The following is a 20,892-nucleotide window of genomic DNA, read 5'->3' as shown; positions in this document are numbered from 1 at the left end:
GGACACGCCCTAATCAGGTAGTGTGCTCTGCTCAGGGAGCCAGTCGGCCATGTCTTCTGGCAGCGGCGCGGTGATACTCTTATAGCCTGGGATATCCAAACGCCACGCGTGCAAGCACAGACGATGGACGCCTGATTTGTCGTGCACGTTATATTTATCATCGCCCAAGATAGCGTGACCGATATGCGCTAAGTGTACACGAATCTGATGGGTGCGCCCAGTGAGCGGCTTGGCTTCAATCAAGCTCACAGGCTGATCGGCCAGCATAAAACGTTCATGAATGATAATGTCCGTCTGGCTGTCTTTGGCTTGCGGGTCTTGGCTATCTACCTTGACACGGCGCTCACCATTAGCAAGCGTATAGCGTAACAATGGCGCATCGATACGTTGCTCACCCATCACAGGCTGGCCTTTGGCGATACACAAATAGTGTTTTTGGATGGTTTTATCCACCAGATGCTGCTGCAAGGCTTTTAGCGTTGAGCGTTTTTTAGAGATCATCAGCAAGCCTGAGGTATCCTTGTCGATACGGTGCACCAGCTCCAGATATTTTTTGCCAGTGACTTCACGCATGGCCTCGATGACACCAAAATCCAACCCGCTACCACCATGCACCGCAATGCCCGAAGGCTTGTTTAGCACCAACATCCCCTCATCTTCATACACCACTCGTGCCAGCAAGCTATTGGCAAACTCGGTGCTGATGATGGGCTTTTCGCGCGTCGCCAGCTGAATGGGCGCGATACGCACGACGTCTTCACGCTGGACTCTATCATGCGCTTTACAGCGTTTATTATTGACACGCACTTCATCCGAGCGAATCATCTTGTAGATGTGCGATTTTGGCAGACCTTTTAGGCGGTTGAGCAAAAAATTATCCAAACGCTGGTCATGCTGATGGCGCGTTACCTCTAGATAATTGACTCTGGCAAAGTTGCTGATTTCATCGTCAGCGCTTTGCGGGCGTGTTTTGCTATTGAAAATAGCAGGCGCTTCGTGGATCGGCGCGTCATCGGTCGTTTTTGAGTTTGTCATTTTTCGTTAGGTATTTACACAAAGATTTGCTATAGTTTAGCATGTTGAGCGCCAATTAAGCAGAAGCTGCGCAATAATCATTATTGCAAAAGATTGCCTAACGCTATTGTACCAATCACGGCTTTATGAGTGATTGCCCAAGCGCGGTTAGCGATGCCTCTGCCAGAATGGGCCGTCTCATCTGATTTTAGGGTGCATAAACTGAGTAAAGCTGTTTTTATAGACATCGCTTCTCAGACCGCCCCATAAATTGTAAACGCGGCATGAATGCTTCTTTTTTGATAAAAGCAAGTTTCTTTACCGCATGGCTATTTGTATGATAAAACTGATAGTGACACAAAATACCATTGCGTGAATAATGCTGGCAAAACGCCTGTTTATTGACCATTTACTCCATAACACTGATTTACTACCCGCATAATCACGACTGTTTTTGATAACACATTATCAACGTCTTTTATGTGAGGCAGCCGAGCAAGTATGGGACGTTTTACCTTAGCATCGAGACAGATATCGATAGCCGCCTTAGTATCGGTGGTCAAACAGATGACAATAAAGACATAGACATAAACCGTGCCGATAAGCCGGTCATTTACTCTGTTTGCCAAGTACGCCCCGCCGATGACTGATGCGACCATAGCTAACAAAACGCCCAAGATATGATTGACGCAATCGCAAAAGAACGAAAAATAAAGCAAGACCCATTGTTTTACCTGATCTAACAGATGCTGCATCGCGCTATTTTTTATAATAGTCTTGATGACAGCGATTATTGCTAGACTTTGAGGATGCATAGCAACAACACAGCGCCTTTTTTAGGAGCAGTATTTTTAGAGTCGTCGCTAAGGCTTGCCCACTCTGACACAGTGCGCGGTCATAATGACCCTAAAAACCACTGACCAAAAACTTACCTAAGACGCTGATGCATAGATGTTTAGAACAATCTGCGTTTGCATGGTTTGACATAGCTTGTTTGATATGGCTTGTCTGACACTGCTGGCCTCTTTAGATCACAGTAAAGCAGCCCTTGAGGCTAATTGCTTATGTTCTCCGGTCACCATATCTGCCGCCGATGTCGCCATTTGCAGCACTTGCCGGCACCTCCTAAAGTCCAAGCTTAGTCGTCGTTATGCGTACTCATAGGATAAAATATGAAACGCATTTTGATCAACGCCACTCAAAACGAAGAAATTCGCGTCGCCCTTTGTAAAGGCAACCATCTATACGATTTTGATCTAGAAAACCGCACCCGCGAACAAAAAAAATCCAATATTTATAAAGGCCACGTGACCCGTGTCGAGCCATCGCTTGAAGCGGTGTTTGTCGAATACGGCTCACAGCGTCAGGGCTTTTTGCCGATTCGTGAAATCTCTGCTGAGTATCTAAGCGGCAACCCACGTGATGAAAACATCAAAAAGCTCATCAAAGAAGGCGACGAGCTAATCGTTCAGGTCGAAAAAGAAGAGCGCGGTAACAAAGGCGCCGCCCTATCGACTTATGTATCACTCGCTGGCCGTTATTTGGTATTGATGCCCAACAACCCTCGTGGCGGCGGTATCTCACGCCAAATATCAGGCAAACTGCGTGAAGACATGAAGCGCATGCTAGGCAATCTTGACTTGCCAAAAGGCATGAGTGTCATCATCCGCACCGCTGGTATCGGTAAAACTCAAGAAGACTTGCAGCACGATCTCAATCACTTGCTCAACATCTGGCAAGCCATCCAAGAACAGAATAAAAAATACCCATCACCGCGCTTAGTGCATCAAGAAGCTGGCGTCGTAACCCGTGCCGTGCGTGACTATCTGCGTGACGATATCGCTGAGATTTGGATCGATAACGAAAACGCGTACGTTGAGGCGGCCAGCTTCATCGATGCTGTCATGCCAAAACAAGCCGAAAAACTGCGCAAATACACCGATTATGAGCCGATGTTTTCGCGCTTTAATATCGAAAAGCAAATCGAGACGGCCTATCAGCGCGAAGTGCGCTTGCCCTCAGGCGGCTCTATCGTCATTGATCAAACCGAAGCACTGGTCTCTATTGATATCAACTCCGCCAAGTCAACCAAAGGCTCAGACGTCGCCGAAACCGCCTATCACACCAATTTAGAAGCCGCTGACGAGATTGCCCGTCAGCTACGTCTACGTGATATGGGCGGCTTGATTGTCATTGATTTTATTGACATGAATGACAATAAGCATCAAAAAGAAGTCGAAAAACGTCTGATTGATGCGACCAAATACGACCGCGCCCGCGTGCAGTTCGGTGATATCTCTAAATTTGGTTTGATGGAGATGAGCCGTCAGCGCTTGCGTCCCTCACTTGAAGAATCAACCGGCTATATCTGCCCGCGCTGTCATGGCAACGGTATGATTCGTGATTTGCGCTCATTATCGCTATCGATTATGCGTCAAATCGAGCAGATCGCCCTAAAAGAGCGTCAAGGTGAAGTACAGGCCGAAGTGCCAACTGATATCGCCGCCTTTTTATTAAATGAAAAACGTGACAGTTTAGTCTATCTTGAACAAGACAGTGGTACGCGCATTACTATTTTGCCGCACGCGCATCTTGAGTCACCAAACTTTAAGCTACATTTTAACCGCGACGGTTTTGCCCCATCAAGCTACGAGCGTATCACTGATACTCAGCAGCAAGAGCATAGCGATTTGGGCTACGATGTCGATTGGCAAACGGCCGAAAATGAGCGCCCAGAACAGCAGCCAACGCGTCAGCCGCGCCAAAGCAGCGACAAAAGTTCAGCACAGAAAAACAACGGCCGCGCCCAGACACCGTCAAACGCTCCTGCGCAAACACAAAACAACAGCGCACAACAAACCGAACGCCATCAAAAAGACCGTCATCAAAACGATCGTCGTCAAAACAACAGCACCAACACCGCGGCCGCGACACGCGCGCCGCAAGCGGATAAGCCTCAACCAGCAGCCACGCCATCAGCGAGTGTGACCGCCGCCCAGCCGCAAGCCGTTGCTTGGCTATCCAACCTGTTTGCTCAGGCACCGCAAGCATCAACCACGCCTGCCGTGAGCAGCCGTGATGCTGCCGAGGCAATCGAAGCCTTGGTCAACACTGGCGCACAAAGCTTAGGCGCTTTTGGTCAAATCGATAACAGCGCGCTTAGTGTCGAAAGCCGTACCGCGAGCACCGAGCAAAACTCGCAAGCCCCTGAGCAGCACACCGATGGCAAATCAGACAGCGCCAACCGCCAGCAAGCGCGTCGCAGCTCAGACAATAAAAACGAAGAGAGCAACGACGACAGAAGAAGACGCAAATCACGTAAGTCTCGCTCTGCTAAGCCGCGTCAACGCAAAGAGCAAAATAGCGAGAGTAACCAAAACGTAAGCGCTGAGACCCAAAGCAGCTCAGAGGCCGCCGAAAGCGCAAACGAGCAGCCAAATAAACGTCAGCAAGACAATAGACGTAGCAGTGAGCGCAGTCGCAACAACCGCCAAGACAACGGCCGCGATACTGGTGAGCGTAAGGCAGCAGACGAGCAGCCGCTCAATAAACGCAAATCGCACAGCCAACGCGGTTCACGCGGCAAGCTAGAACGCGGTGAGACGCTTACCTCTGATAGCGTCAAGCAGTCCTCTGGCAAAAACGGCGAAGCACACACCAGCAAACAAGCCGCGAACACGCGCCGTAACCAAGACCCAAACGAAGTCATACTGCAGGTCAACGAAGCCCCAGCGATGCTAAAATCGCCAGAAGTGGTGCACCTATCCTTAGATGATAGCAAGCCAGCCTCTGCCAAACACTCATCTGCTGACAAGCCCCATTCAGCAAATGACAGTACAGCAAACGACACTGCGAGCAAAAAAGACGCTGGTCAAGCCACTACGGCCAAAGGTAATGCGCAAAAAACGCCTGCCGATAAGCAGTCAGCAAATAGCCAAAGCGTCGAGAAATCTAGTAAAAACGGCACTACGGCACAGGCAGATACCAGCGGTGATAAAGCGGCGCACAGCAAAGCGGCAACCGCTAACGAGCAGGCAACTACTAAACAGCCGACCGCCGACGAGTCATCAGCTGCGAAGACCCCTGCTACGCGCTCAGCCCCAGCGCCGGCTGATCGCGCTACTGCCACCAAGTCGCAAGACACCGCGGCAAACACAGGTGACCGTGATACCGGCAATGCAAATGGCAACGCTGCAAAACAGACGCACGCCACTGCCAAAGGCACACAGAGCATAAGTGCCCAAAGCAGCCCTACTGCGGATAAAGCCGATGCGGACGTTGAACGCGCAGCACCCTTGCTCACGCATGATGCCTTGTTTGCCAACCGTTACGTCACCGCTCAGAAGTTTGGACAGGCCAGTAACGACCCACGTGTCGTGCGTCGTCAGCAGGCACAGTCCCAGTCCACTGAGCAGCCAGCGGTAGAATCGGCAACACTTGTACCAACGGTGCGCGGTAGCGTTGGTGACTTTGTGCGTCAAGCACTCACCGATGCCGAAAGCCGTCTAAAAAATGACGGTGTGATCCGCTGCTTTATCGCGGCTATCGAAGCGCACTCAGAGCAAGCAAAATCTGCTGACAGCGCGCAAGCACAGCAACCAGTTGCTGACGTTCAAGCTCGAGGCTTTGACTTTAGCAATTATGGCTACCAGCCATTGGCGGCAGACTATCTGGCGCGCTTTGAGGCGATGACTCAGGCCGTTAGTCAATTTGCTACCACCCAAGGCAAAACAGCAGTCGCGCCTCGAGCGATCGGCAAACGCGCTAGCAATGACCCCCGTGGTCAACATCCTGATTATCAGGCAGACGAGGTGGACGCTCATGATGTCGATGCGACTGCTCTAGCCAATCAAGCACAGGCAGACGATGTCAGCGCTGAAAGTGAGCAGCTGCTAAAAGCCGATAAAAACGTGGTGCCTGCTACTGGTCCATCAGCTGACCATGTTGACAATGCCGATAATCGCACAAAGACGGCTGAGTCTGACAGCGAAGTCGCCCAGCAAAGCGATACATCTGAGTCAGAGGCACCGTCTAAAGACGCAGACAAAGGCGCAGAAAAGGAAGACAGCCAAGCGGCCAAGTCCAAAACCACGATCGCCAGTTATAAAAACATGATTGAAAATGTGGCCGAGCAGTTATTGCCACAGACCGGCATGTTTAACTTGACCACGCCAAAGGTTCCTAAGGCGCGCAGTCGTAAGCCAAAGACTGAGCACAAAAAGCCGACACAAGCTGAAAAGACAGACGCTGAGGATGCCGATAAGCAAGCAGACAGTTAATCACCGTCGCTTGTACTATTAAACCGCTTGTATTACCGCTTGTATTATTAAAAACAGTACAAGCATAGATACTCAAAAGCCCCGATAGTGAACTATCGGGGCTTTTATTTTTCTTCACTTTGCTGAGTAATGCGTTATCTGTTTAACGTCATGCAAGCTTAGTGCGTCGCTGACTTTGTATCGTCGTCACGCATTTTGCCAACGATAGTGAAGATCCCAACGATAATAGCACCGATTATAAAGCCAATGACCCCATTTAAGATAGCGGTGGTCACGCTCTCAAAGATACCCGTCAAATGGGCGATATCCTCGACACCGTGATGCAAAAAGCCAATACCATGCACCAAGATACCACCACCCACTAAGAACATGGCCAATGTCCCAGCGATGGATAAAAACTTCATCAGCTTCGGCGCGGCGGCAAACATCACCTTACCCAATTTTTGTTTAAACGTACTTTCTTGCTCCATCAGATGTAGGCCTGCATCATCTATTTTGACAATACCAGCGACCAAACCATAAATACCGATGGTAATACCAATTGCCAAAATGGACAATACCAAACTGCGTTCTAACAAGGTAGCGCTTGCCGTTGCCCCTAGTGCAATCACGATGATCTCAGCGGATAAGATAAAATCAGTTCGTATCGCCCCTTTGATTTTGTCTTTTTCAAAGTCGACTAAGTCGACGGTTTCATCGGCATTAGCCTGCCGGCGAGCGTTTTGCTCTTCATCATGCGGCAAAGCATGCGGCCAAAATCGATGAATGACTTTTTCTGCACCTTCATAAACCAAAAACAACCCGCCACACATCAATAAAAATGTCACTAAAGGCGGGTAAATAGCACTAATAATAAGTGCCGCTGGGACTAATATTAGCTTATTGACAAAAGAACCTTTGGCGACCGCCCACACCACTGGTAGCTCGCGGTTGGCTTTGACCCCCGTGACTTGCTCTGCGTTTAGCGCCAAATCATCGCCCAGCACCCCCGCGGTTTTTTTGGCCGCGACTTTGGTCATGACGGAGACGTCATCCAATATCACACTGATATCATCGAGTAGGGTTAATAAACTGGCACCTGCCATGTGGGCTCCTTAGCGCAATCATTGAAGTGAGTGATTGAAATAAATAATATTAAAGGGATATATACAAAGAATTTATATAAATTTTTAGCAAAAACAATGCCATTAGCAGTAGACTATCTGCTCGAACATCACGATCAGACATCATAACCAGATGTTGTGGCTCAGCACGGTAGCTAAACATTGATAGTAACTAGCCAAGCTTTGATATTACATAGTACAAATGTATCTTGTTTTTTGAATTTAGGTGTACAAACGTTATGTTTTTCAACATCGCGATGACGTCATTTTAGATATCATCAGCCCCAAATAAAACGGACACAACAACTACTATGTGCCACGTGCTGCTGGTGTTTATTTAGCGCCGTATCTGTCGGCGGCGGTACAGCACGCCAGGAAAGCGCCGTCATAGAAGTATATAATATCGCCGTACCTGGCCATCGCTAGGCCTGCTCAGCGATGGCTATTATTTATCTTGACTTCCTCCCCTCCCTAAATGGAGGGGATTCCTACTAAAGACGGCCAAGCCCGACCGCGAGAATGTTTTTTGCTCCATTAACATCTCTGTTATGGGTCGTTTTACAAGAACGACAAAACCATACTCTTATACCAAGACTTTCTCTACCTTTCGGACTGTCTTGGCGGGAGCCGCAACACGAGCAGGTTTGGGTGCTGTACGCTTCATTGACTTCGATATAGTGGCAACCTGCGTTCGCGCATTTATAATCCAGTTGCCGCTTAATCTCAAACCAACCAGCGTCATAGACGGATTTGGCCAGTTTGGATGAAGTGAATGAGTTTGATTTAATCTTTCCAACAACGATTAAGTTATTGGCTTTGATAAGCTTTGATGTGAATTTATGGATCAAATCCTGGCGGGTGTTTTTAATCTTGGTGTGAATGGCTTTGACCCGCTTTTTATTCTTGGCTCTTTGGGCAATGGCCAGTTTTTCAGCGTATTGATGCGTGACTTTGGTTTGTAGTTTGTCACCATCACTACTGACTGCGGCATCTTTACAACCTAGATCAATACCGACTTGGCCAGTACCACACTTAATCTTTGGAAAATCTTTAACAGTGACACAGGCGTACCAATGACCGCTATTGTCCTGTACCAATTCGCAAGTATTGATGTTGTAGAGCGAGAGATTATAGCTATCCCATAGGTCTATTGTGAGCTTTTGACGGTCAGCTAAGCTAAATTGCAGGGTGCTTTTTAGAGACTTTTTACCGCTTTGGCGCGTACTGATATGTTTAATAGCGGTCTTTTTAAAAGGAATCCAGCCCAAGCTTCTTCTCTTGGCCTTTGGGTTGTTGGTACGCCAGTTGAGTTTGGCTTTTTTGAATTGTTTACGGGATTTAGCGTGAACCTCACTGATCGCTTGCAAGGTTTGGCTGTGCAAGTTTAAATACTCGCCACTACCTTTGGTATAAGCGGCCAAATCATAAGCTGAAAAGAATTGACCTGTACGCTTAAGATGTTTAAAACTAAGCTCATTGACGTAATTCCAGACAAAGTTGACCGACCCAGCTAAGATATTGAGCTGAGTGGCGTGTTTGTCTTTGATGCGTAGCTTGAGCGTTTTCATGGAATAATTATGATCTCAATGGGTGTGGTTATCAAGGTATTCGCAATATTGTACGACAATGACTGACGCCTGATATCCACGCCCTAGAAGGATGTGGTTTTACGGCGTTGGATGATAAATATGTTAAGATAAGCGGCATTATCAAGTGGGGACGTTTCTCGTTTGAGAGAAAAACCCCTTTATATTGAACCTTTTAACTCTCATTGATAAGCGCTATATCCACGATCACAGTCTGGCATGATGGCGGCGGTTTTCTCACGTTGCCCCATACTGCACGCGATAGCGTTTATTTGTTTTATGCCGACGCATTTATGATTAGGCGCAATGCCTACAGGAAACCTATATGTCATCCTCCATCACCCAAAAAGCCCACACTGTCATTGGATTTCGCAAAACCCGCCTATCACGCTTTATGATGGGGGCGTTATTGGTCGCCATTGCTGCTGGCTGCTCAAACAATGCCGCCGATGCTACCAGCAACACCGGCGTGGTCAATAGCACTCAGGCAAATACCAAGACGGTATCGGCAGAGAGTGATGCAGCGGTGGTCAGCGCGTTGCAAGAAAACCTAAAAACCTCGGGGATTGAGGAGACTATCCTCTCAGCCGTACCGACAGATATGGACGGTATCTATTGGGCGACTGCTGAAGGGCTACCGTCTTTTTTTACGGATAAGTCGGGCAAGCACATCATTCAAGGTCAGATCATCGTGGTCGGTGATGGCGCGCCGGTCGATATCAGCGCCGCATTGGTGGCCAATACCGCCCAAAAAGCATTGCAAGCGGTCGATAAAGACGAGCTGATTATTTACCCAGCCAAGGGTGAGACCAAAGCGGTGGTCTACTCGTTTACCGATGCCGACTGCCCTTATTGCACCAAGCTGCATGAAGAGATGGCGGATATCAATGCGCGCGGCATCGAAGTTCGTTATTTGGCGTGGCCTCGTAGCCAAGCATCGGTACCCAAAATGGAGGCAATATGGTGCAGCCAAGATCGCCATGCCGCTATGAATCAAGCAAAAATGGGTGCCAATGTGCAAGCACCTAGCTGCGAGAACCCAGTCGCAGCGCATATGGCACTAGGCGCAAGATTGGGCGTGCGCGGTACGCCAGCTATCTTTACGGAGTCTGGACAGCAAATCGGTGGCTATCTGCCGGCTGAGCAGTTGGCACAAACAGCGATTGACGCCAGCTAACACGCTGCTGTCATACCGTTGACTTTGGCGACAGTCAGTTTGGGTAGACGTCACAACTGCATGTCGGTATGATACGATGAAGCGTCATAAAACATCAGTAACACAACCGTAGTGTAAACATCAATGTGAGTCTTTTTTATTCAACGATAATGACGCCTTGATAACCCTATCACAAACGACATTTGCGCCCACCGTATGCTCGATACGACCAGCGCATTTATCTGATAGCAGTGTTATGCTGGGCGTCTTATATTTAACCTCTTGAGGATACTGTGAGTCATTCCATCAAACTAGCGATACTTGGTCTAGGCACCGTCGGAACGGGCGTGATCAACCTAATCAATGACAATTTAGATGAGCTAAAACGCCGCAGCGGCCAAGACATTACCATTACCGAAGTGGGTACGCGCCGTCATCGTGATGATATTGATCCCAATATTATGCAAAGCAGTGACTTGATGGCAATTGCGGCAAGCGACAATGTCGACATCGTGATCGAGGTGATCGGCGGCACCACACTCGCCCGCGAAGTCATTATGCATGCCATCAAAAACGGTAAGCATGTGGTCACCGCAAACAAAGCCTTACTCGCCGAACACGGCAATGAGATCTTTGCTTTTGCAGAAGAGCATCATGTCCATGTGGCATACGAGGCAGCAGTCGCAGGCGGTATTCCAATCATCAAAGTGATGCGTGAAGCCTTGGCGGCCAATAAAGTAGAGTGGCTGGCCGGCATCATCAACGGCACGGGCAACTTTATCATGACAGAGATGCGTGATAAGGGTCGTCCGTTTGCTGATGTACTGAGCGAAGCTCAAGCGTTAGGATATGCCGAAGCCGACCCAACCTTTGATGTCGAGGGCATCGATGCGGCGCATAAACTGGCCTTACTGGCCTCTATCGCCTTTGGTATCCCGCTACAGTTTGATAAGGTATATTGCGAAGGCATCACAGGTATCACCTTACAAGACGTCAACTATGCCGAAGAGCTGGGCTATCGCATCAAGCATTTAGGTTTTGCGGTGCGCCGTGATGGCACAGGCGACGATGCTGCGACTGGTATCGAGCTGCGTGTCCATCCGACCCTCATCCCGCAAGACGCTCTTTTGGCCAATGTCAATGGCGTAAAAAACGCAGTCTTGGTCAATTCACACCCACTCGGGCAGACCTTGTACTGCGGTGATGGCGCCGGTGCAGGCGCGACCGCGTCGGCGGTGATGGCTGATGTCATGGATCTGGTACGTGTGTTAGGTAGCAAGGATGCCGACGATACAAGCAACAACGGTCACCATGTGCCGCACCTCGCGTTTATCCCTGAGCAATTATCTGACACACCGATCCTACGCGCCGAGCAGATGACCACGGGTTACTACTTGCGCGTCCATGCTTATGATAGCCCAGGAGTGCTGGCCGATATCACACGCATCCTCAGTGATGCAGGTATCAATATCGATGCGATTTTGCAAAAGCCGGCGCACAAGGTTGGTCAGGTGCCCGTCATTATCTTGACGCTGCCTGTGGTTGAGAGCCGCATGAATCTGGCCATCGAAAAAATCGAAAAACTAGACACAATTACTGATAAAGTAGTACGCATTCGCCTAGATGAGCTAGCGTAAACAACAGCAAGATGGATAGCTGCTAGCCTGTCAGCGTTTGGCCAAAAAGTGCCACACGTTCATTTAAATACGTAAAAAGGAATAATAACGATGTCAAATGATGCAATTGTGATTTTAAATGGTGCCCGTACTCCTATGGGCGGTTTTCAAGGCTCGCTAAAAGATGTGAGCGCAACCGAGCTTGGCGGGGCGGCGATCAAAGCTGCTGTCGAGCGCTCAGGTGTCGATGTCGATAGTATTGATGAAGTCATTATGGGCTGTATTTTGACAGCAGGCTTAGGTCAGGGTCCTGCCCGCCAAGCGATGCGCAACGCCGGCTTGTCTGATGCGACGGGCGCGGTCACTATCAACAAACTGTGCGGCTCAGGCCTAAAAGCAGTCATGCAGGCTCACGATGGCATCAAAGCGGGCAGCTTTAAGGTCGCAGTCGCAGGTGGTATGGAGTCGATGACCAACGCTCCTTATATCATGCCAGGCTCGCGCGCAGGCTACCGTATGGGGCACAAAGAAGTCAAAGACCATATGTTTTTAGATGGTTTAGAAGATGCAGAAACTGGCAAGCTAATGGGTATGTTCGCCCAAGAAATGGCTGACGAAAAAGGCTATACACGTGAGCAAATGGACGAGTTTGCCATCGAATCGCTCAATCGTGCGCTGACAGCAATCAAAGACGATCACTTTAAAGATGAGATCGAACCCGTTACTTTTAAAACCCGCAAGGGCGAGCAAACGGTCGATACCGATGAGCAGCCAGGTCTTGCCAACGCCGAGCGCATCCCTACCCTGCGTCCAGCATTTGCCAAAGACGGTACCATCACCGCCGCAAACGCCAGCTCAATCTCAGACGGTGCAGCAGCAGTCGTGTTGATGAAAGAATCACAAGCCAAAGAAGAAGGTCGTGACTATCAAGCACGTATCATCGCCACCGCGTCTAACTCTCGTCATCCAAGCGAGTTTACCATTGCACCGATTGGCGCTATCGAAAAAGTCCTTGCTAATGCTGGCTGGTCCATTGCTGATGTCGATCTTTGGGAGATCAATGAAGCCTTTGCTATGGTCACGATGGCGGCGATGGATGAGCTAAATATCGACCATGCCAAAGTCAACGTCGAAGGCGGCGCTTGTGCTCTTGGTCATCCAGTTGGATGCTCTGGCGCGCGTATCTTGGTCACTTTGATCAATTCACTCAAGCGTACAGGCAGCAAAAAAGGCGTGGCGACCTTATGTATCGGTGGCGGCGAAGCCGTGGCAGTGGCCATCGAGCTTGCCTAATCAGCAGCTGCCTGATGATAGGGGCAATATCTAGATTAATATAAGCCCTAATAACTGTCAGGCTGCTTATTCTTTAATATATCAATCTCTTGAATGTATCAAAACCGCACGGCGATATGCTCTGCGGTTTTTTTGTGTTTGTCATTTCCTAAAATAGCCAAATTATTGCACCGTGTAAAAACGCGTTAACTTGTACCCCTTACTCTGTTATGCCGCTTACAGCCTATTACACGTCATTACCTCAAGCGCACACTTTGCTACCTTGCTTATATATCTCATCTAAAATCAGGGTGTTACGATAATTACAAGTTGAGGCAGCAACTGCCAAGGTAACATTCAATGACTTAACCAAACGTTGTCATTTTAATAATCAATAATGAACTCATAAAAAAGGAAGACAATAATGAGCCAACTAATCCGTTTAAAAGACATCCAAGCCACACACCGCGACCTAATCGGTGATGACTACTATGACCCAACGGGCAAGACTGCCTATGGCGTCAATGAAGAAAAAATCGGTAAAATCGAAGGCGCACTGGTAGAAGATACCACGGGCCGTATCCGTTATCTGATCGTAGATGTAGGCGGCTGGTTTAGCTCAAAAGAAGTCCTTGTCCCAGCAGGTCTGGCACGTATCGTCGGTGATGATGTATTCTTCGATAGCTTAACAGAAGCGCAAGTCGAAGCGATGGAAGTATACGACCATGATTATCAGTACAGCTACAAAGAGCAGTACGAAAAAGACCGCCAAGCCTTTGTTGCAGACAGCGTACCAGCAGCTGAGCGTATGGAGATTGCTGATCATGCTTATGAAGCGCCAAACACCCTAGAGCTATTAGAAGAGCGTCTAACCGTCAATAAAGATCGTATCGTAGCAGGTCTGGTCAAAGTCGGTAAACATGTGGTCACAGAAGAGCGCAACGTCGATGTCGAGCTAGAAGAAGAGCACGCCAATATTCAGCGTACCAATGTCGATCGCCCAACAGATCGCCGCATCGGAGATGTCGATGGTAATGAAACCATCGAAGTTGAGCTAGAAGCAGAGCGTGCACGCGTGGGCAAAGACACTTATGTGGCAGAAGAAGTCAACGTCGGTAAGACAACTGAGCGCCATACGGAGACGATCGTCGAAACCATTCAGCGCGAAGAGCTAGACATCGACCGTGATGGTAATGTGGTAGACCGTGAGGGCAACATCGTCAATCGTGACGACATCACTGCCGAAGACGTACGCCGTGCTCGCGGTATGTAATCCACAACAGCCTTATACTGGCCTACTCCCTGATTGGTTATAATAATATGATAAACACACCAGTCATAGTCGCCATTTACAGCTAAGTACGGCTGCACTACAAGATAGGAGGCAGCGTCACTTAGCAAATAAAGGCCAGAGCATGTCTCTGGCCTTTTTTCTGGCTTTTGTCCCGTCCTAAAATAAGTTTACGAAAAAGGGACTTATTTATGGACAAGTTAGCAATAGCAAAGGTTAAGCGCACTCAAAAAGATTACACACTAGGCTTTAAACTCGCCGTCGTTGACAGTGTAGAAAAAGGCGACATGACCTACAAACAAGCACAATCAATTTATGGCATACAAGGACGCAGTACCGTATTGGTATGGCTGCGTAAGCATGGTAAATTAGACTGGACCCATCCCCCTAAGAGTCAGACTATGCCGCATAAAGAAACCCCAGTGCAAACCATCAAACGTCTAGAGCGTGAGTTGGCGGATGCCAAAGCACATAACCTTATTTTAAGTAAGGTTGTTGACGTCTTTGAAAGTGACTATGGAGCACCTACTAGAAAAAAGTCTTCTACGGCATCCTCTGGCAACTCAAAGAAGACAAACAAATAAGTCTAGCTCAAGGATGCCGTCTACTTGGTGTGAGCCCGCAAGCGGTATATCAACACCGTACTCGGTCACAGGAAAAAGTGAGCAGGTTCACAGTCATCAAAGACTGGGTACACGCATATCGAATGCTCATGCCTCGCATAGGTGGGCGTAAGTTATACTGGCTGATTAAACCGAAACTGATGGCTCATGGCATAAAGATGGGCCGTGATGGCTTCTTTGATTACTTAAGAGCACACCGCTTGTTAGTGCTACCTAAACGTAGCTATACAAAAACGACCTTTAGTAAGCACTGGATGAAAAAGCATGCTAATTTAATCAAAGATGCCCCTGCACCTATCAGGCCTGAACAAACACTGGTCGCTGATATTACTTATGTCACGTCCAAACAAGGAATCCACTACCTATCTTTAGTGACAGACGCTTATTCAAGACAGATCATGGGGTATCATTTAAGTGAGAGTATGCCAGCAGCTGAAGTGGTAAAAGCGCTCAAGATGGCAGCTAAAAGACGTTCTTATACTCATAAAGCCATTCATCACTCTGATAGAGGTCTTCAGTACTGTGCATCAGAGTATCAAGAGGTACTTAGATTAAACAACATCACACCGTCGATGACCGATGGTTATGATTGTTATCAAAATGCGTTGGCTGAGCGAGTCAATGGTATTTTAAAGAATGAGTTCTTGTTGTATGAATGCAATACGATAAGTGAGCTTAAACAGCTGATTGATGAGTCTGTTTATGTCTATAATCATGTTAGACCGCATTTAAGCTTAAATATGAGAACACCTGCTGAGGTACATGATAGCTATTTATGTCCTGCTTAATGTAAAAAAGCCAGATACATAAGGTATCTGACTTAGCAAAAAAACTATCAATCTATTTTAGGACGAGACATTTTACCAAATAGCACATCGCTCTTGCGCCATGACATTGATAGTATTTCATAATATAAGGATATCAAAATGACCACTGACCCTAATGCCGTCACCGACTCCAACCGCGACCCATCAAAAGACAATGGCATCTCTACATCAGCCACTCCTCTTCACAAAGACACCACGCAGATGGCCGAAGATACAGATCCAGCAGTTGACCGGCATCCCTCATCACAAGCGGTTGGTCATTTAGAGCTGCTAGAAGAGCGCCCTGTGGTCAACAAAGAACGTCTTGATGTCGGCAAAGTCACAGTGACCAAGCACCGTCGCACCAAGACCATCGATGTGCCGATAGAGCTGGTAGAAGAGTATCTTACCATTCGTACTGAATACCACGATGCCGAAAGCCAAGACTTACTATCAGGTCAGTATGATGATAAAGATATTTTGCGTCATGTCGAGCCTGCGCTAGATAGCAAAGCGGTGGTGACGGTCAATGGCCAACAGATTGAAATCGATGAAGCACCGCTTGAGATCGTTTTGTCTCGTCAAGTTGCCACCATTACCAAGGAGACATTTGCCATTCAAGAAGTTGATGTCAACAAAACCACACATACCCATACCGATAGTATTCAGGTGACCCTAAAGCATGAGGAGCTTGATGTCACCGAAGAAGGGTTTTTGGCTCATGAGCATGACGCCGCTGATGATATAGCCAATTCAAAATAAAACCGATAGGTGCATCTTAATGTGTATTAACTATAACATCTTTATCAGAAGCCCACGATAAGTAAGCTGATGACATAAAGGCAATACAAGGCAATACGACAAAAAAAGCAACGCTGCGTTAGCGTTGCTTTTTGCGTAAAGTATCGGTCATCAATGCGGATTCGTAAAATATAAATATAACCATATGAGTGTATTAGTCATTATCGACTGCAGACTCGCTCTCACTGCTGGTTAGCTGTTTAGTTGGTTAGCTGTCTAATGATAAAACCACGACGGCGTGGTTAGGCAGCTGACTCATCGGCGCTAGGCTCGGCTGTTTTTTTACATTCGTAAGTGCTGACATTATCGGCATCGGCACCAGCGGTACGCATTATACCTGTCTCACGCTCTGTATGCGCCACACGCCACTGTACAAACCCTACACCACCATCGATGGCGGTATCGAGATTGAAAACTTCTGGGTTGCTCGCATCATTGGTTTTGGTCAAAGTCGCAGTGCCATTGGCAGTTTCGATGACCACTTGATTATCAGCGTCTTTATAAGTTGCCTTTACCTCTAGTGCTGGCGAGCATGAGTAGGTCATCTGAGTGACACCACTATTGACCATCGCGACCGTATCATCTGCCACCTCATCAGCTGGCACGTCCATTACCACATCATTTGGCTCGGCAGGCTCAGCAGACATCGGTACAGATTGCTCTTCGCTGATGCTTTCTTCTAGGCTGGGCTCAGTTTCTTGCTGTTTTTGGCAAGCGCTGACAGTCATGACACCAGCCAATAAGCCCGTTAAAACGACAGAGGTTCGAAATTGTTTTAATAATTCTACGTTCATCACACTCTCCAAAACAAATATGTTAAATACTATAGCGTGTCCCTAAATGCACGCCTATGTACAATTTGTAAACAATCCATACAAAAACAGTGAGCATTTACCTGTTTCTAGAGGCTGTCTGCAAGCCAAAAAAGACACTTAACGTCTTTCTTGGTGTCCTAACCCTTCTCATAAAAAAGCCCCTATCTGTGCAAGATAAGGGCCTGTAAACATCTCATTTAAATTGCTTGATATGCTTAGATCTTGCCGTGGCACTGCTTGTACTTCAGGCCTGAGCCGCAAGGACAAGGCGCGTTACGGCTGATATTCATACCCGCGTATGGGTTTTCCCCAGCAGCGCTCGCACTGGCATTCGTACCTGCAGCACCGGCTGTCATACCAGCGGCAGCCGCGCCTGCTGCTTGGTTACGGTTTTGCGCTGGTGGCTGCGCGGCACCGGCGTTGCTGTCTAAGTTATCGACATCATTGTGCTCAAACTGCATCTGCATTTGCGCGGCGTTTTCACGCTGCTGCGCCTCTAGCGCTTCTAACTCTTCTTTGGTTGGAATGTGCACGCGTGATAAGTCTTGTACGGTCTCAGACTTGATAGCACCAAGCATCATCTGAAACAGCTCAAAGGACTCGCGCTTGTACTCTTGCTCTGGGTTTTTTTGCGCATAACCACGCAGATGGATACCTTTACGTAGCTGATCCATCTGAGTTAAGTGCTCTTTCCAGTGCTTGTCCAGACTTTGCAGCATAAAGTGGCGCTCAAGCTGGGCGGCGTCTTTTTCGCCCATCTGCTCGCGGCGAGTATGATAACGATCCAATGCCGTTTGGATGATTTTGGCACGTAAGCCTTCTTCATCTAGGCGGCGGTCTTCATCCAGCCAGTCATTAATCGGCATCGAGATTTTAAACTCATCCTCTAGCTCGTCTTCTAGGCCGTCGATATTCCACTGATCATCGATAGAGCCTGGCGGAATAAACTGATCAATCATGGCATTATAGACTTCATGATGCATGACATCGATGGCCTCTTTTAAGTCCATCTCTGCGAGCAAATCATCGCGCTGACTATAGATGACTTTACGCTGCTCATTAGCGACGTCATCGTATTTGAGTAGGTTTTTACGGGCATCAAAGTCGCGGCTTTCGACTTTACTTTGCGCGTTTTCGATCGATTTTGAGACCATCTTATGCTCGATGGCTTCGTCTTCTTTTAGTCCCATGGCGCGCATCATATTGACCACGCGGTCGCCTGCGAAGATACGCATCAAGTCGTCTTCTAATGATAAAAAGAAGCGCGACATGCCAGGGTCACCTTGACGACCGGCACGGCCACGTAGCTGATTATCGATACGGCGTGACTCATGACGCTCAGAGCCGATGATATGCAGACCACCAGCGGCCACGACTTGGTCATGTTTGACTTGCCATTCTGCTTTTAGGCGTGCCATTTCTTCTGGGCTGACCGCATCGATGTCTTCGATAAACGACTGCCAGTTACCGCCCAAGATGATATCGGTACCACGGCCTGCCATGTTGGTGGCGATGGTCACCGCTTTTGGGCTACCTGCCTGCGCGATAATCTCTGCCTCACGCTCGTGCTGCTTGGCGTTTAGGACGTTATGCTTGATGCCTTCTTGATCGAGCAGATAAGACAACTCTTCGCTGGCCTCAATCGTCGCTGTACCGACCAGTACCGGCGCACCTTTGGCCTGAATCTCTTTGATCTCGCGGATGATGCCTTTGTATTTACCAAGCTTGGTCAAGAAAATCTGATCGTCCATGTCGATACGGGCGATCGGCTCGTGCGTCGGAATCACGACGACGTCTAAATCATACGTGGATTTAAACTCCGCCGCTTCGGTATCGGCCGTGCCCGTCATGCCAGAGAGTTTGTCATAAAGACGGAAATAGTTCTGGAAAGTTGTGGTCGCAAGCGTTTGGTTTTCTGCCTGAATCTCGACGTTTTCTTTGGCTTCTACCGCTTGGTGCAGGCCCTCTGACCAGCGGCGACCGGGCATGGTACGGCCCGTGTTTTCATCAACGATGATGATTTCACCGTCGTCAACGATATAGTGGACGTTTTTGACAAACACATGGTGAGCGCGAATGGCGGCTTGGACGTGCGCGAGCAGCGGCAAGCGACTTGGGCTATACAAGCTCTCGTTTTCGCCCAGCTCACCGACTTCTGTTAAAAAACGCTCGATTTTTTCATAGCCTTTTTCGCTAATCTCAATCTGACGGTTTTTTTCATCAATCCAAAAATCTTCATCTTCGTTATTTTTATTGGCTTCTTCGTCTTTTGAGCGCTTAAGCCGCGGAATGATGGTATTAATCAGCGCATACATGCGTGAAGAGTCTTCGGCTTGCCCTGAGATAATCAGCGGCGTACGTGCTTCATCAATTAAGATTGAGTCAATCTCATCGATGATACAAAAATTCAGCGGGCGCTGTTTTTTCTCAGCGAGGCTAAACACCATGTTGTCACGCAAATAATCAAAACCGTACTCGTTGTTGGTACCGTACGTGATATCGGCTTGATAGGCGTCGATTTTTTCTTGTGGCGGCTGCTGTGAGTAAATCACGCCGACGGTCATGCCCAAAAAGTTAAATAGTGGACGGTTGAGCTCCGCATCACGCGCCGCAAGATAGTCGTTGACCGTGACCAGATGCACGCCTTTGCCGCTGATGGCGTTTAGATACATGGCCAAGGTACCCATGAGGGTTTTACCTTCACCTGTTTTCATCTCGGCGATTTTGCCTTCGTGCAAGGTGATACCACCGATCAGCTGCACATCATAGTGGCGCATGCCATTGACGCGCCATGACGCCTCACGGCAGACAGCAAACGCTTCTGGCAATAGCGCATCCAAGCTCTCGCCGTTTTGGTGCCGCGCTTTAAACTCGGCAGTTTTTTGTTGTAATTGCTCATCAGACAGGGCTTGTATCTCAGCCTCTTGTGCGTTGATCTTACTGACCACGCGGCGCATGCGTTTTAGTTCGCGGTCATTTTTGGTGCCAACCACACTGCCTATAATCTTTGATAACATAATTTTTTGACCTATGGAAATATTCGATAATTAGTGCGCATTAGCCAATGCCTAGCGTCGCACCCTGCTGGGTGCTTGTCGTCACTCGGCGCAGTAACATCTAATACTGCGCGCTATTTTATGATACTGCGCCTAACTAAGTATCGCCCAATTAAGTGTGCCGTCATTATATATGGTTATGACGCTGATGGATACAAGGGCTGTGAGCAGATATTTGCCGACGTAAAAACAGCGCTGAACGTGTTAAAATAGCGCCTATACCCTTAATTTAACAGCTGTTTGGTGATATCAATAAACGCAAATAACTGCCAACCTGCATCCCTGATTTTTTCTAAAAAATACGCATTCTTTCTAAGCAAACCCATTTAAGTACCATAAGAGACTCTGCATGACCGTCAACACCTCTGCCCCGCACGCTCGTATTAGCCATCCTGCGCCCACAACAGATACCGCGGCCAAGCAGCCTTTATCCAAGGCAAGCGCTACCAAATCTGCAGACGCCGATCAGCTACT

The 20,892-nt window shown here is 48.2% G+C and carries 13 protein-coding genes; 8 read left to right on the top strand and 5 right to left on the bottom strand.

Going from position 1 to position 20,892, the window contains the following annotated elements:
• Nucleotides 1-9 precede the first annotated feature (9 nt).
• Nucleotides 10-1,035, bottom strand: coding sequence for an RluA family pseudouridine synthase (locus CAP50_RS01895; protein ID WP_075101779.1), 1,026 nt, complete (start codon nt 1,033-1,035; stop codon nt 10-12).
• Between the two features lie 461 nt (nt 1,036-1,496).
• Here CAP50_RS01895 and CAP50_RS12660 point away from each other — a divergent pair, with 461 nt between their 5' ends.
• Complete coding sequence (locus tag CAP50_RS12660) at nt 1,497-1,664, top strand: hypothetical protein (protein ID WP_172953039.1); 168 nt, start codon at nt 1,497-1,499, stop codon at nt 1,662-1,664.
• A gap of 522 nt (nt 1,665-2,186) precedes the next feature.
• Nucleotides 2,187-6,293 (top strand): Rne/Rng family ribonuclease, encoded by a 4,107-nt coding sequence (locus tag CAP50_RS01885; protein ID WP_100748839.1) that lies wholly within the window; start codon nt 2,187-2,189, stop codon nt 6,291-6,293.
• Between the two features lie 158 nt (nt 6,294-6,451).
• Here the strand turns inward: CAP50_RS01885 and CAP50_RS01880 are convergent, their stop codons facing one another.
• A complete protein-coding gene (locus tag CAP50_RS01880; protein WP_100748838.1) occupies nt 6,452-7,378 on the bottom strand; it encodes a DUF808 domain-containing protein in 927 nt (308 codons plus the stop codon).
• Between the two features lie 509 nt (nt 7,379-7,887).
• Entirely contained in the window at nt 7,888-8,964 is a 1,077-nt protein-coding gene (locus CAP50_RS01875) for an RNA-guided endonuclease InsQ/TnpB family protein (RefSeq protein WP_100748837.1), read from the bottom strand.
• A 343-nt stretch (nt 8,965-9,307) separates the two neighbouring features.
• On the opposite strand from CAP50_RS01875, the gene CAP50_RS01870 reads away from it, so the two are divergent.
• The 6 genes from CAP50_RS01870 to CAP50_RS01845 all read left to right on the top strand — a co-directional run bounded on the left by CAP50_RS01870 (nt 9,308) and on the right by CAP50_RS01845 (nt 16,508).
• On the top strand, nt 9,308-10,159 hold the full coding sequence (locus CAP50_RS01870) for a DsbC family protein (RefSeq protein WP_100748836.1): 852 nt from the start codon (nt 9,308-9,310) through the stop codon (nt 10,157-10,159).
• A gap of 272 nt (nt 10,160-10,431) precedes the next feature.
• The gene (locus CAP50_RS01865) at nt 10,432-11,775 is read left to right on the top strand and encodes a homoserine dehydrogenase (RefSeq protein WP_100748835.1); all 1,344 of its coding nucleotides are present in this window, start codon (nt 10,432-10,434) and stop codon (nt 11,773-11,775) included.
• 90 nt (nt 11,776-11,865) lie between these two features.
• Nucleotides 11,866-13,047, top strand: coding sequence for a thiolase family protein (locus tag CAP50_RS01860; RefSeq protein WP_100748834.1), 1,182 nt, complete (start codon nt 11,866-11,868; stop codon nt 13,045-13,047).
• A gap of 403 nt (nt 13,048-13,450) precedes the next feature.
• A complete protein-coding gene (locus CAP50_RS01855; protein ID WP_100748833.1) occupies nt 13,451-14,299 on the top strand; it encodes a DUF2382 domain-containing protein in 849 nt (282 codons plus the stop codon).
• A 209-nt stretch (nt 14,300-14,508) separates the two neighbouring features.
• Nucleotides 14,509-15,728, top strand: a protein-coding gene (locus tag CAP50_RS01850) for an IS3 family transposase (protein ID WP_372046648.1) whose coding sequence is annotated in 2 segments (ribosomal slippage) — nt 14,509-14,871 and nt 14,874-15,728 — 1,218 coding nt in all. Because the reading frame shifts where the segments join, the coding sequence is not laid out codon by codon here.
• A gap of 138 nt (nt 15,729-15,866) precedes the next feature.
• Nucleotides 15,867-16,508, top strand: coding sequence for a YsnF/AvaK domain-containing protein (locus CAP50_RS01845; protein ID WP_100748832.1), 642 nt, complete (start codon nt 15,867-15,869; stop codon nt 16,506-16,508).
• A 281-nt stretch (nt 16,509-16,789) separates the two neighbouring features.
• Here CAP50_RS01845 and CAP50_RS01840 read toward each other — a convergent pair whose 3' ends face one another.
• Both CAP50_RS01840 and secA read right to left on the bottom strand, forming a co-directional pair.
• Nucleotides 16,790-17,341 carry a hypothetical protein gene (locus tag CAP50_RS01840; RefSeq protein WP_100748831.1) on the bottom strand — a complete coding sequence of 184 codons (552 nt, stop codon included), beginning with the start codon at nt 17,339-17,341 and terminating at the stop codon, nt 16,790-16,792.
• A 236-nt stretch (nt 17,342-17,577) separates the two neighbouring features.
• Nucleotides 17,578-20,379 carry a preprotein translocase subunit SecA gene (secA, locus tag CAP50_RS01835; RefSeq protein WP_100748830.1) on the bottom strand — a complete coding sequence of 934 codons (2,802 nt, stop codon included), beginning with the start codon at nt 20,377-20,379 and terminating at the stop codon, nt 17,578-17,580.
• Nucleotides 20,380-20,892: the final 513 nt, after the last annotated feature.

Origin of the sequence: Psychrobacter sp. L7, from assembly GCF_002810365.1 — a bacterium.
GTDB classification, from domain to species: domain Bacteria; phylum Pseudomonadota; class Gammaproteobacteria; order Pseudomonadales; family Moraxellaceae; genus Psychrobacter; species Psychrobacter celer.
The sequence above is the reverse complement of the archived record's forward strand: the minus strand, read 5'-3'. Positions and strand labels throughout refer to the sequence as shown.

Coding starts and splice junctions, on each gene's coding strand:
- CAP50_RS01895 (WP_075101779.1), bottom strand. CDS start 1,035: ATGACAAACTCAAAAACGACCGATGACGCGCCGATCCACGAAGCGCCT.
- secA (WP_100748830.1), bottom strand. CDS start 20,379: ATGTTATCAAAGATTATAGGCAGTGTGGTTGGCACCAAAAATGACCGC.
- CAP50_RS01845 (WP_100748832.1), top strand. CDS start 15,867: ATGACCACTGACCCTAATGCCGTCACCGACTCCAACCGCGACCCATCA.
- CAP50_RS01870 (WP_100748836.1), top strand. CDS start 9,308: ATGTCATCCTCCATCACCCAAAAAGCCCACACTGTCATTGGATTTCGC.
- CAP50_RS01855 (WP_100748833.1), top strand. CDS start 13,451: ATGAGCCAACTAATCCGTTTAAAAGACATCCAAGCCACACACCGCGAC.
- CAP50_RS01840 (WP_100748831.1), bottom strand. CDS start 17,341: ATGAACGTAGAATTATTAAAACAATTTCGAACCTCTGTCGTTTTAACG.
- CAP50_RS01880 (WP_100748838.1), bottom strand. CDS start 7,378: ATGGCAGGTGCCAGTTTATTAACCCTACTCGATGATATCAGTGTGATA.
- CAP50_RS01875 (WP_100748837.1), bottom strand. CDS start 8,964: ATGAAAACGCTCAAGCTACGCATCAAAGACAAACACGCCACTCAGCTC.
- CAP50_RS01860 (WP_100748834.1), top strand. CDS start 11,866: ATGTCAAATGATGCAATTGTGATTTTAAATGGTGCCCGTACTCCTATG.
- CAP50_RS01885 (WP_100748839.1), top strand. CDS start 2,187: ATGAAACGCATTTTGATCAACGCCACTCAAAACGAAGAAATTCGCGTC.